The following is a 13132-nucleotide window of genomic DNA, read 5'->3' as shown; positions in this document are numbered from 1 at the left end:
GTATGTTAAGGGTTGTTAAGCATAGGACCATCGAGTGCAAAATCAAAATCATCAATGTCGTACACATGTACAGGTACGGAAGCTTCGATAATGCGGTGAATCCAGTCCAATTGATCCGTCAGAATGGGTAATGATTCACGCTGAGCTGTCAACACCAGTTCAGTCTCAATTGGATCAAAATATTCTCCGTAATGTGCTGTATCAACAGCATTAATGATAATAAGTGATGTATTGGCATCGAATAGAATAGGCAAGCTCTTGGCCCAAGGCATCTGAAGGGCACGCCGAATTTTTTTCTGATTCAACGGTTCTTCAAAATAACTGATTAACTCGCTTACCTTCCGCTTCACATGTTGATCGTCCATAGGATTATCCATAAGCGGCTCTGTGCTGTCCTGGAATTCGTATAGCTCTAGCAGTGATGTGTAAGGCACTATATATTCCACAGGGGCGGGAGATGTAAGTAGTTGGCCGTATATAGCCACCATTACAGCTTCCGTTACAAATTGTCGAGACATCGGTCAAGCCTCCTGCATTTACCAAATTATGCGATATGAGTATACCACAAAGCGGGACTGAATTCAGCCCGACATGCAGATTGCTATCATGTATTCCTATACTTGTTGTACGAATTTAGCTGCGGCCGATTAACAAGGAAAGCAATCCGGCAGCAATTAGAGGTCCAACAGGAACTCCTTTAAAGAAGGCAACGCCAATGACGGTCCCGATCAGTAGACCTGTCACAATAATGGGCTGTCCAGACATTAAAGTTACTCCGCGGCCGCCAAGATAGGCTACCAGAATTCCGATACCAATCGCGAGCAGAGATTTCCAGTGCAGGAAAGACTCCATCACCTGATTGATACTGATTTTACCGCTGGCTAGCGGGGTCATGACCCCGATCGTCAAAATAATAATTCCGATCGTCAGGCCATACTTTTCAAGCCAGGGGAAAGCAGTGTGAAAGCTGGTTACCCGCAGTAGCAGTAATACAACCATGGCAATAGTCACGGTAGAGTTGCCACTAACAATCCCAAGACCAGCCAATACCAGTAAGATAAGTGAGCTGTAATCCATACAGATGTTCTCCTTCGTTTATTTAGCTTTGGATATGCTCCGCGATTTGACGCCCGTGCCAGCGGCCTGTTTCAATAAACACTTCATTGGCATTGCTGCCTGAAGCGATGACCCCCGCGACATATATACCTGGGATGTTCGTTTCCATCGTGGCAGGATTAAATTCTGGTTTGTCCAGATCTTCAGCCATATGAACGCCGACAGACTCCAGTAGTTTTCGTTCCGGGTGAAATCCAGTCAGTGCCAGTACAAAATCATTTTCGAGTCGGAATGCTTCAGTGTCCAGCGGAGTGACTACGACATGGTCTGGATGAATTTCGGTAATGCGTGCGCCTAAATGCAGCGTGATCTTCCCTTTTTGTACCATACTGTCAAACAGTGGACGAACCCACGGCTTGATGTATTGGGACAACTCGCTTCGACGATATACCATATCAATCGTAGCTCCGACCCGCACCAATTCCATCGCAGCATCTACCGCAGAGTTACTGCCACCGATAACTGCGACCCGGGTTCCTGTATAGGGATGGGCTTCGCTGAAATAGTGAGTGACTTTATCCAATTGTTCCCCGGGAATGCCCAAATAGTTCGGATGATCAAAATATCCTGTAGCCACAACGACATAGCGTGACGAACACGTTTTGGTTATTTCTCCTTTGCTCAGGGTATGTACAGTAAATGTACCGTCATCCTGGCGATGAATAGACTGGGCCTCCTCATAATGCTGAATGTTCAAGTTATAATGTGTAGCTACTTTACGATAGTACGCCAGTGCTTCATGACGAAAAGGTTTGTCATTAGGGGTGCTGAACGGTACATCACCGATTTCCAGTAGTTCGGCGGTGCTAAAAAACTGCATGTTCGTCGGATACAGAAAAATGGAGTGAACGATGTTGCTTTTTTCAATAATGACAGTTTGCAAACCTCTGCGGGTGCATTCGATTGCAGCAGATAGTCCACAGGGTCCGCCACCGATAATGATTACGTCGTGCATTTGGATGAACCTCCAGTTGTATTGGTTTATTACGCCAGTTTTGTAGGGTTAACATTATTTTGACGATTAAAAACGGATCTCAGGATTGAAGCAAATCGCTCAGTATGTGAGAAGTTTTCAAATAATAATCCTACCGCAATGCGAACACAATATCCAGCCGTTTTCAGAAAAGATGACAGACGGTGAAGATTGACAGCCACATTTAGTGAACATATAATTAGATATATATCTAATTATATGTGATTGAATTCGTTTGCATAGCAAGTATGTACTAGTGAAAAGAGGTGCAATAACGATGCAACTGGATAAAATGGTCAATTATCATAAAGCACTTGCTGATCCAATGCGAATGCGGATATTACTTCTTTTGTCCCGTGGGGAGATGCATGGCCAAGCTTTGGCGAAAAAGCTGAATTTGTCCCAACCGACTGTTACGCATCATGCTTCCAAACTTCGTGAGACTGGGTTGATTAAGGAACGACGTGATAAAAACACGGTGTATTTTACACTGAATCCAGAATTGATCCGGCAGCATGCCGAGGCGACGGTGCGATTTATTTTCGAAAAAGGAGAGGGGGAGGAAGAGATGTCAGAGTTGAATGAAACGCTGGAGGCATCGGTCTTACGCAATTTTTTTTCCAAGGACGGCAAGTTGCGCCAAATCCCTGCGCAGTATAAGAAAAAATTGATCGTACTTCAGATGCTGGCAGAAAAGCTGGAGCCAGGCCGCATGTATCCTGAACGTGAATTAAACGAGTGGATCAAGCAATACCATGAGGATTTTGCAACGATTCGGCGTGAGCTGATTATGCATCAGTTTATGTACAGGGAACGGGAAATGTACGAATTGAACCCGCGTGAGATGTGGACGCGCTGGGATCAGGTACGCTAAACGAAACTTGACAAAGATTTCAAAAAAGTTTCGTAGCTGCCTTGACAGACAATTGATGGACTTGTATGATAAAGGAAATTTTAGGAGGAGGCGATGTTATATGCGTACGAACATGAATGGATGGGTTCAGCAGCAGAATGACTTGTCTCCCGCACGGACAATGCACAGTTAAAGACTGTATAGATCTATAGTCTTGGCTTAGCAGTTGGTTGGACAGTAGAACCAACAAAATCCGCAGGGAGTGATTCCCTGCGGATTTTTTATGGTTAGGCGTCTTGTTATCCAGTTGTTGGTTCTGGGGAGTGGTCTGTGAGAGACTGCTTGCTTAAGTGAACGAACGGATCGCATCGACCTGAATCGTATACCCTCCGCAGGGAAACCCCTGCGGATTTTTCGCGTTGTTCGCATGCGGGGAGAAAATGTACACCTATCAAATAACATTACGATCAAAAATGAACAATGAATTCAGGAGGAAAACAATGAGTATACATGAATACGGTTGGTCTGATTACTGGAACGTTTTTTGGGACCAATGGAAGCAAGGCTTTGAGGAACGCACAGGAAATACACAGGTACGTCCTGCTCGCTTGATTGCCGATTACGGACAAAAGGTGAAGCTTATCACAATGGATGGAGAACGCTGGGGAGTGTCTTCAGGTAAGCTACGACATGCTGTTGTCGATCCGGCGGAAATGCCTGCTGTAGGGGACTGGCTAGCAATCACTACGCCAGATGAAGTGTCGGATGCAGTAATTCATGCCGTCTTGCCGCGGAAAAGTCGAATATCTAGACAGGCAGCGGGCTTTGAGACGAGGGAGCAGCTGATCGCTACCAATGTGGATACGCTGTTCCTTGTTAATGCGCTGAATCATGATTTTAATATGCGCAGACTGGAACGGTATTTAATTATGGCTTGGAACAGCGGGGTAAACCCGGTTGTCGTTTTGAGTAAGAGTGACCTTTGTGAAGATGTCGAACAACGGGTTGCTGAAGCGGAGGGAGTTGCCCCTGGTGTACCTGTTATCGTTATTTCTGCTTTGCAGAATGAAGGCAGAGAGCAACTGGAGACGTTTCTTCAGCCTGGCTCTACAGTTGCTTTGACAGGCTCTTCCGGTAGTGGCAAATCCACGATAGTAAACTGGCTCTCCGAGTCTGAGGTTCAACTGACACAGGATGTGAGGGAGGAAGACAGTCGGGGCAGGCACACAACCACTCACCGACAGCTTTTTCCTATCGCAAAGCAAGCCGTTTTGCTGGATACACCTGGTATGCGCGAGCTTAATCTATGGGATGATTCCATGGGTGTCGCTCATACCTTCACGGATATTATGGAAACGGCGCAGCAGTGCCGTTTTGCAGATTGCAAGCATAAGGGCGAAGCTGGATGTGCAGTGGAGGAAGCTATAGAGAGAGGGGAATTGTCGGAATCCAGAGTGAACAATTATCGCAAAATGCAGCGGGAACTGGAATATCAGGCGCGTAAGGAAGCAGACCGGCGCAGGAAAGATAGTCGTTCAAGCACAACCCCGGGGCGTAGGGATCAGCGAAGTGGCTGGCGACGTGATGTGGAGTGGTGAGCCGAACTGCAGTGAAGTATCAAATGTAAAAATATACGAAAATCTATGTTGTAGTCGGCATATGGTATAAAGGGGTGAATATATGCCGAACTACAGCATTGTGGTGGATTTATCGGATCGTCGTTTATATTTGAAGGATGGAGATCAGATTGTTCTTAATTATCCAGTCGGTATTGGCAAGCTGGCTACACAGACACCGCATGGGCAATTTACGATTATTAACAAACAACCTAATCCGGGCGGACCTTTCGGAGCGTTCTGGATGGGGCTGTCCAAGCCGCATTATGGCATTCACGGCACCAATGAGCCATGGTCCATTGGCAAGATGGTGTCACATGGCTGCATTCGAATGCAGAATAAGGATGTGCTTGAGCTTCAGGAGAGGGTAAGTATAGGCACGCCAGTCACGATACAGCCGTAGCGGCTAGACGACATGAGACTCTGTATCTACTCATACGTGGAAACCGCGTCATAGACTGTATCTGTGAAGCGTATTTCATGGCGAACGGCCGTAACTTTAAGTTAGATGCTGCGTTTAGTTACGATTTGGGTTGGATAGGGATACGGGCTTCAATCTGTTTGGAGCCCTCTTTTTCGTCTGCAGATTTGACTAACGGTCCCGAAAGACGTTCTCCTTGTGTACCATACGCCTGTTTGGCGTTGGTCCACATATCTTCGTTTGGTTCGAAACTTATGATTATGATGTAGCGGTTGGCAAGGCTCGGCTTTTTGACCCTCATGCTGAAGGAGCCGTCAGGCATAACTTTGGTTTGATCATCGTAGCCAAACTGCCATCGTCCCGGAAAATCAATCTTGAGTTTGACGTCCGACCCTTCCAGCAAATTGCTGCGCGCATATACATGATAATAGTTACCCTCTTGCTTCACATCAGGCTTAATCCACACTTGAGGGCTGCCGTAGTCCTTAGGTTTGTTCCAGACGGGCTTAACTAAAGGGGTATTGCGTTCTTGTTCAGGATCAAATTCAGCCCCAATCCGAACTTCATGCAGAAGCTGTTTGTTTTCTTCGTATTGATATACATAAGGACCTTCCAATTTGTTGCCACCGCTGCCATACAGATTTCGTATTTCATTGTCTTGGTCATCTGGACGGAACAGAACAGTCAGATCCATACTGCCCTGTATTCCGGGGCGTTGTACCTGGAGTACAAAACTTCCGTCCTTTTGAACGGTTGTCTCATCCGTGTACCCAGTTAACAGGGAGTTTTTGACCGCAAGATTCCCTTTGATCCGTGCTCCGGCCGGGAGGTTGGAATGTCCTGTAACCTTCACGGTATTTTTATCAATGCTGACGCCACCTGATATTTCGACATAGCTGCTGCCTTGCTGATGGACAGGTGTATGATTGGCAGCTCGTTCATCAAGGGATGATGCACCTTGGTTGGGATTACCCGTTACGGTGTAGGCACGTGCTTCAGCTTCATGTTGGGCTATACTCCGGGTTGAAGCTTTTTCCCTGCTGCATGCAGCCAGCATCGTTAGAATTAAGAATGCGAATAAAAGGTTGCAGACTATTTTGGTAATCATGTGTTTACTCATGGTTTTTGTTCGCTCCTTGTCCATAGCTTCCAGGCTTAACGTGATAAAATTATCGAAACTTTATGTATTTACCCTTATTAAAGGGTATGTAATCCCGCCTGCTTTATCCTATAAGGAACGTACCTGTTTAAACAACAGGCAGAATGGTTAAAAATGGATAGCCTGATCATCCCCTTGAAAAGCAGGGGCAGCTTGCTGTAAAGGAGCCTGAGTCATATGTCCATTGACCGTTTTATCTTAAAAAAGCTGGACAACTGCCGGGAAGAGCATACACGCGCTAATTTACTAGAACTGTTTAGAATACGGATTGAGAAGGCGCAGAATAAGGAACGAGGCGGTAAAAAAGGTTATCGCAGAATACTTTAAATAAAGTCTGATCAATCCATAAGCTGCGGTAAGTCACATGTATCATGTTTTAAAGCTGCTGATATGGAGAGGGTGCTGAAATGTCCCTCTCTTTTTTGTGTGTCTAAAGTGGACAAAAAAAAGTCCCTCTTAATAGAGGGACAATGCCAATGAATCATTTTCACTAACACTATGCAGGATGGCTTCACAACCGACAATCTCTATACTGATCAAAGAGTTAAGGCATTTTTGAAGGGCACGCTTGCCGCTGGAGATTTTATTCTCCAAAGTGTTACTTAGAAGTTTTAATGTTTTTTGTACTGGTTGCTTATTTTCTTGATTGAAGTATACGGGAATACGTTTGTTTTGAAATGTAATTAATGTTCTCACAAAAATCACCTCGCCTGAGTTATTTCATGGCTTAATTGTAGTGCCCGTTTCTTAAAATTACCTTAAAAACACCTTATAAAAACATAAAGGTCTGAAAAATTTACAAAGTGTTCACAACAATCTAGGTAACAATCGAATTTAGTTCTAACTAATCGACAAAATGACGTATATACCCATATTAGAACCGATCCAATACATATTATTGATACCAATGACTCTACTAATATGAGAAACTATGACCAAAGTCACTATTTTATTTTTGGAGTGGGTATTTTGTAACAAATTGACAGTCTAATAGTCGGATGCTACAGTTACGATAGCCATATTTCCGTGGAAATAGGCTTTTTGCGTGAACTTTGCTATATATTAAGGATCGGGAGGGATGACAGATGATCCTGACCGTGCTTTCAGGACGACAGGAAACAGAGTGGTTTGACATCGAGGTAGCTGATGAATACTCGGTGGAACATTTAAAGCTGATGCTGGGTGTGCGCATTTTCGGCGAGCCTCCGGCGGAAGGCATGCAATATATTATGGAAGCAAAGTTCCCGGAAGGGCTCTGGTTCAGGGTGGGAGATAACCAGCTACTTACAGGATCCGGCTTGCGGGAAGGCTGTACTGTGCGTATTCAGCGCGCTTTTTCGACAACTCAGGACGAAGCGCCTGTGTATGGAAGGCGTTCTCTGTTTCAAAATGAAAAAAATGGGTAAATACACACATGAAATTATATGAAACCTTGGTAAAATGAAATAGTAAGCGAAAAGGGGGACTTTTGTCTTGAATGCATTATACCAGCGATCCCCGAGATTAAGGCCGGCGCTCCGAGAGGAGAAGCTGGAGATTTTACGGCCTCCGGCTGAGCCGAGCAAGCCGTCTTTTTCTATTATATCTATACTTATTCCGTTAATGATGACGTTGGTGACTATAGGCTTTTACGTATATATGAGCAAAACAGGCAAGATGGGCAACAGTAACTATTTGATGTTCCAAATGGTCACTGTGGTCATGATGCTTACATCTTATACGATTCCTTTTTTTGTCTATCTAAATAATAAGAAGGAATACAAGCGCAAGCTAGAGGAACGGGACCGCATGTACCGGGAACAGCTCCAAAAGCATCGTGAAGAACTTGAAATGAAACGCGAGGAGCAAATTCGCACACTATATGAAATTCACGGTGACCCGCAAATATGCACTCAAATTGTCAAAAACCGCAACAGTTCACTTTGGGAACGATCACCGGAGGATGAGGACTTTTTGCAGGTGCGTATTGGAACTGGACAAGTTCCCTTTCATATAAAATTGCAAATTCCACGCCCAGACGGTTATGACCGAGATCCTTTGTTGGGAGCTGCGGATGAACTGGAAGAAGAATTTCGTCTGGTAGACGCTGCTTCCATTGCATTACCGCTGTTTCAATCCAAAGTGGTTGGATTGGTCGGCGATCGGGAACATACCCTTGCTGCGTTAAGAGTCATTTTGGCACAAGTGACGGTTCGTCACTCGCCAGATGAAGTGAAAATTGCTTCCTTCTATGACGAGCGAGAGGAAAGTGAATGGACCTGGATGCGCTGGCTTCCACATGTGTGGGATGATGACCGAATCCAGAGAATGATGTCAGACCGCAGTAGTAGTGCACATCAATTAGCAGATTTTCTGTTTGCCAGACTGAACCGCCGTAAAAATAATCGTAATGATCGTCAAGGCAAAGGGATGGAAGTCCCTTGTTATGTCGTTGTTTTATCTGACACCCAGCTGATTGAGGAAGAACCGTTGCTGCCGTTGTTATTGGAAGACGGCCGGGCCATTGATGCGTGTACGATTGTGCTGGCTTCTCGTAAAGAGGCTTTGCCGATGCAGTGTCAGCTGATTGTGGAGGCTACCAAAGAGCAGGGCGTATATGCCCGTAAATCAGAGTCGGCGGAGGTTGAACAGCAAAGTTTTAAACCGGATCGTTTGTCAAAAGAGGAAGCCGATGCATTAGCGCGGTACATGGCTCCTATTCGCTTGAAGCGTTCCTCAGCTTCTGATATTCCCGCTGTGCTGCCTCTGTTTGATATGATGAGCGTAGCAAGTGTGGAAGAACTGGATGTGACAGATCGGTGGCGTCGTAACCGCCATCCTGATACCTTACCTGTGCCAATGGGCGTGCGAGCAGGCGGCAAGAAGATTATGATTAACCTGCATGATAAGATAGAGCGTCAAGGGCATGGTCCCCATGGCTTGATCGCCGGTACAACGGGTTCAGGAAAGAGTGAGGTTATCCAGTCCATCGTAGCCTCGCTTGCTGCCGAGTTTCATCCGCATGATCTTGCTTTTATGCTGATCGATTACAAGGGTGGAGGCATGTCCAACACGTTCGTTAACTTGCCGCATGTTGTGGGTACGATCACGAACTTGGACAATAATTTGATTGAACGTGCCAAAATATCTCTTAAAGCAGAACTGGTTCGTCGGCAGAAGATATTGAACGATGCAGGCAATTTACAGCATATTGATGAATATTACAGACTACTCCGGCAGCGGCAGGAACAACCGCTGCCTCATCTGGTTATTATTATTGATGAATTTGCACAATTAAAGCGGGATCAGCCAGAGTTTATGGACGAGCTAATCAGTATTGCTGCGATTGGGCGGACACTAGGTGTCCATTTGATTTTGGCGACGCAAAAGCCTGCAGGTGTCGTGGATGACAAGATTTGGAGTAACTCCAGATTCCGCATCTGCTTACGGGTGCAAAGCGAAGGCGATAGCCGTGACATGTTGAAAATACCGAATGCCGCGTGGATTACGAAGCCGGGACGAGGATATTTCCAAGTGGGTAGTGACGAAGTATTTGAAGAGATGCAGTTTGCTTGGAGCGGTGCGCCGTATATAGGCAACAGCGATATTTCTTCTGCACTACCTGTACATGAGGTGAGACTGAACGGAAAACGTGAAGCGCTACTGACGGGCGGCGAACGGGCAAGCTCAGGCTTAAAAGGAGAAGAAGCCCCTAAACAGCTTCAAGTATTTATTGATTATATTGCGAATGAGGCTGCTAAGGCAGGGATCGAACGACTTCAGGGACCGTGGCTTCCGCCGCTGCCTGAATTGCTGGATTTAACAAATTTGCCGGTATGCACCGAAATAGATAGTACATCATCACCTTTGGATCTGAAGGCTCTTATTGGTCTAGTAGATGATTTGCCGAATCAGCGACAGGAGCCAATTTATGCATCGCTAGATCATGGTCATTGGGCTGTGTATGGCATGCCCGGCATGGGGAAAACAACCTTTTTGCATACGTTGCTGATGTCCACGGCTCAGCGTTTTGCTGCGAATCATTGGAATGGTTATATCATTGACATGGGTCGAACGATGCGCGACTTTGGGGAACTTCCCCAAATCGGGGCTGTTATGATGGCTGAGGAGGATGACCGGATCAAGCGATTGTTCCGTTATCTGTTCAAGATGGTGGCCGTACGCAAGGAAATGCTTTCCGAGGCTGGAGTCAAAACAATAAGCTCTTATCGACGTTCTGCTGTCGAGGATATCCCGCAAATTGTCGTAGTTATTGATGGATATCTTAATTTCCGTAATGCTTATCCAGATGAAAATGAACTGTTGGAATCTCTTTTGCGAGAAGGAGGTAGTCTAGGCATCACGTTTATCATTACAGCGAACCGGATTACCGATGTGTTTGAGAAATTCCGCAGTAACATACCGAATGCAGTTTCTTTTGAAATGTCCGACCCGAGTGACTATTACTATGCGGTAGGGCGACCAGCCAAAACGCCAGGACCGTTAATTCCAGGTCGCGCTCTGGTTAAAGGGCATGTTCCTCCGCTGGAGTTCCAGACGGCACTGCCCTCACCAGGAGAAGATGAGGCGGAGCGATCAGCACGGCTACGCCGCAATATTGCTGGCATTGTGCAGGAATGGAAAGGCAAGCACGCACCAGCTATCCTACCATTACCTGAGCGGATTCCACTATCGGAACTGCTTCAGCAGTGGGATCGGACAAGTGGACCATCGGGCGCACTACCTTACGAAGTACCTGTAGGCCTACAGAGTGACGATCTTGAGCCTTTTCTCCTGAATCTGAAAGAAGGGCCCAATTTTATTGTGGGTAGTCCAATGGAGGGTGGAAAAACCTCCTTTCTAATGAGCTGGATTATATCGCTGGCTTATTATACATCACCCGATCAATTGGAAGTCTATACGATCGATACACGCTATGGAGGCGGGGGACTATCTAGATTACGACATCTTCCTCATGTTAAGGCTGCTGCTGAAAGTGAGGAAGAAATGGGACCTCTGGTACAGCAAGTGTATGATATTGTTCAACAACGGAACAAGGAGGGGAATGATCCCGAATTGCTCCTGGTCATTGATGATGCGGATATGTTAAGCAAGCAACTGAATGATTTTATGATAAAGGATCAGCTCTCCGCCATTGTACGGTTGGGACGTGATCGCAATGTGCATGTCGTGCTCTCGGGTGTGCCATCTGATTTTCCTACCTTTGGTGTGGACTGGTTTAATGATGTCAAGGCAAGCCAAAGCGGTATGCTATTTGGAACACTAGATTCGAATGATCTATCGTTCTTTCGTATCCCTTATTCGGAGGCGAACGCCGCTACTGGTGGACTAAAAGTCCTGCCACCTGGGCAGGGGTACTACGTACGGCGCAAATTTACCAGGATAAAAGCGGCAATTCCCTTCTCAGAGCAAGTGAGCTGTGAGGATTGGATAACGAAAATTCGTGACCGATGGCATGTTGTAGTTTGAAGGGAGGTGGCTCATAATGTTAACGTTTCAAGCTTCCAAGCAGAAGTTAATAACCCTCAAGGCGAAGGAACTGTTTTTTCTGGCAGGCGTATTGGGTTCTGACCGACTGCTTGGGGTGGAAGATCCGTTTAAGGGCTATCTAGCAGAGGAGTTGGCGGAAGAGTGGGAGCAAGTAAAAGCTACTCTTTTGGAAAAGGGTTATCTAAAGCGGGTAGATAAGGGCAAAGAGCTAGCAATGCCTCCTACTGTTTTTTCAAGAGTCGCTATCGCGGGATTATCCAACAGGGCTTGCCGTATACGCTATGTGCGGGGAGGTAAGCAATTTGAAGGCTATCTCCATTGCACGAACGAGCGTGTAGTGGAACTCGTGAAATCCGCTGATGAACCCGATGAGTATCGATTGTACGATCTGGGTAATGTGGAAAAGGCTTGCGAGACATTGATTGATAAAATGGGTTGGGTAGATCGACTTGTGCCTGAATCCCCCGCACTAATGTTCTCCAAGCAGGCGTTTAATAAAATTTACGAGCAATCGGCAGGGGAAAGTGTGTCTTTGATCAGCAGTAAACTGACCGAGGCTAGCGGAGATGCAGAGGGGTCTGCAAGACTGGCTCAGTCTTTGAGTTCCCGTGTAGCTGAGGGAGAACTGCAATTGCTGGTTTGGAACGGCAGGGAGTGGGAATCACAACGGGCAGCCTTTGTCCTGTGTCCTGCAATGAACTGGATATTTCGGATGAGCTCTAGTGGTAACGGGGACTGGCTGATTGCAGCTATGGCTTCAAGAGATCAGTTTGTGGATTTATTATTAAATTGGTTGAAACAGTCGGCAGTGAATGAAGAAGTGACAGAAGAAGGGTGATGGATATGCGCATTCGAGTTGAACCGGATGTGCTTCGGGGGCTTAGCGGGCAGCTACAGCATGCGGCGGAGCAAATTCAACAGTTAACAGCAGGTTTGGAGCAAGCGTTACAATCGCTGGATTGGGATGTATCTGCACGCGAGGCGATCTTGAATCATTGGATGCAGGCCAAGCGGATGTCAGAACAGATCCATGCTTACCTCCATACATCAGGTACACAACTGAACCGAAAGGCAGAGCAGTTTCAGTCTGTTGACCACAACTATCAAACGATACTGTCATTTGCCAGCCAACCATTGGGACGACCCGTCACGATGCTCGATTGGTCGAATCAGCAATCACCGTCTATTCTGCCTGGGCAAGCTTCGGAAGGAAGCAGCCTGATTTCTAACCCGCAGTCTGTCGTACATGCCATTTCTGGTGTACAGTCTTCGGATGTAGAAACGTTGCATCAGGATATTCTGATGCAGGCGTCTTCTAGCAGTCCGCAGGATTGGTATTTTACTGATCCGTCTACAGTAAGAGATCAGCCTGTCGCTTAGTTGGGATCGCGTTCCGGGACAATCTGGATCGATTGCAAAATTACTTGAGCTCGTTCCACAATTCCCGGCTTTATGGGACTTATTAGGTGTTTTTTTGTTAATATTATACTGTTAGGTGCTGTTT

At 46.2% G+C, this 13132-nt stretch carries 13 protein-coding genes; 8 read left to right on the top strand and 5 right to left on the bottom strand.

The genetic code is table 11. The features are described from left to right. Window positions 1–5: 5 nt before the first annotated feature. From G9G53_RS10705 to G9G53_RS10695, 3 genes are all read right to left on the bottom strand, one after another. Complete coding sequence (locus tag G9G53_RS10705) at window positions 6–518, bottom strand: ADP-heptose synthase (protein ID WP_165147488.1); 513 nt, start codon at window positions 516–518, stop codon at window positions 6–8. A gap of 115 nt (window positions 519–633) precedes the next feature. Next, complete coding sequence (locus G9G53_RS10700; protein ID WP_029517055.1) at window positions 634–1077, bottom strand: DUF441 domain-containing protein; 444 nt, start codon at window positions 1075–1077, stop codon at window positions 634–636. Between the two features lie 22 nt (window positions 1078–1099). Beyond that, window positions 1100–2071, bottom strand: coding sequence for a YpdA family putative bacillithiol disulfide reductase (locus tag G9G53_RS10695; protein ID WP_165147485.1), 972 nt, complete (start codon window positions 2069–2071; stop codon window positions 1100–1102). A 295-nt stretch (window positions 2072–2366) separates the two neighbouring features. Here G9G53_RS10695 and G9G53_RS10690 point away from each other — a divergent pair, with 295 nt between their 5' ends. The 3 genes from G9G53_RS10690 to G9G53_RS10680 all read left to right on the top strand — a co-directional run bounded on the left by G9G53_RS10690 (window position 2367) and on the right by G9G53_RS10680 (window position 4961). Beyond that, window positions 2367–2963 (top strand): DUF2087 domain-containing protein, encoded by a 597-nt coding sequence (locus G9G53_RS10690; protein WP_165147482.1) that lies wholly within the window; start codon window positions 2367–2369, stop codon window positions 2961–2963. A 479-nt stretch (window positions 2964–3442) separates the two neighbouring features. Then, window positions 3443–4540, top strand: a complete 1098-nt coding sequence (gene rsgA / locus G9G53_RS10685; protein ID WP_029517058.1) for a ribosome small subunit-dependent GTPase A — start codon at window positions 3443–3445, stop codon at window positions 4538–4540. Between the two features lie 82 nt (window positions 4541–4622). Further along, window positions 4623–4961, top strand: a complete 339-nt coding sequence (locus tag G9G53_RS10680) for a L,D-transpeptidase (protein ID WP_029517059.1) — start codon at window positions 4623–4625, stop codon at window positions 4959–4961. Between the two features lie 118 nt (window positions 4962–5079). Here G9G53_RS10680 and G9G53_RS10675 read toward each other — a convergent pair whose 3' ends face one another. Further along, on the bottom strand, window positions 5080–6099 hold the full coding sequence (locus G9G53_RS10675; RefSeq protein WP_029517060.1) for a hypothetical protein: 1020 nt from the start codon (window positions 6097–6099) through the stop codon (window positions 5080–5082). A 216-nt stretch (window positions 6100–6315) separates the two neighbouring features. Between G9G53_RS10675 and G9G53_RS10670 the strand changes: the two genes are divergently transcribed. Continuing rightward, complete coding sequence (locus G9G53_RS10670) at window positions 6316–6465, top strand: hypothetical protein (RefSeq protein ID WP_023988262.1); 150 nt, start codon at window positions 6316–6318, stop codon at window positions 6463–6465. 129 nt (window positions 6466–6594) lie between these two features. Here the strand turns inward: G9G53_RS10670 and G9G53_RS10665 are convergent, their stop codons facing one another. Beyond that, entirely contained in the window at window positions 6595–6834 is a 240-nt protein-coding gene (locus tag G9G53_RS10665; RefSeq protein WP_013370782.1) for a hypothetical protein, read from the bottom strand. Between the two features lie 389 nt (window positions 6835–7223). Here G9G53_RS10665 and G9G53_RS10660 point away from each other — a divergent pair, with 389 nt between their 5' ends. The 4 genes from G9G53_RS10660 to G9G53_RS10645 all read left to right on the top strand — a co-directional run bounded on the left by G9G53_RS10660 (window position 7224) and on the right by G9G53_RS10645 (window position 13008). Continuing rightward, window positions 7224–7544, top strand: a complete 321-nt coding sequence (locus G9G53_RS10660; protein WP_029517061.1) for a hypothetical protein — start codon at window positions 7224–7226, stop codon at window positions 7542–7544. A 67-nt stretch (window positions 7545–7611) separates the two neighbouring features. Beyond that, window positions 7612–11607: a type VII secretion protein EssC gene (essC, locus tag G9G53_RS10655; protein ID WP_165147479.1), complete on the top strand. Its 3996-nt coding sequence runs from the start codon at window positions 7612–7614 to the stop codon at window positions 11605–11607. 16 nt (window positions 11608–11623) lie between these two features. Beyond that, the gene (locus tag G9G53_RS10650; protein WP_029517063.1) at window positions 11624–12466 is read left to right on the top strand and encodes a hypothetical protein; all 843 of its coding nucleotides are present in this window, start codon (window positions 11624–11626) and stop codon (window positions 12464–12466) included. A 5-nt stretch (window positions 12467–12471) separates the two neighbouring features. Further along, window positions 12472–13008 (top strand): WXG100 family type VII secretion target, encoded by a 537-nt coding sequence (locus G9G53_RS10645; RefSeq protein WP_029517064.1) that lies wholly within the window; start codon window positions 12472–12474, stop codon window positions 13006–13008. Window positions 13009–13132 lie beyond the last annotated feature (124 nt).

The organism is Paenibacillus sp. EKM206P (genome assembly GCF_011066155.1).
Lineage (GTDB): Bacteria > Bacillota > Bacilli > Paenibacillales > Paenibacillaceae > Paenibacillus > Paenibacillus polymyxa_D.
This window is presented reverse-complemented; position numbering and strand designations above follow the sequence as displayed.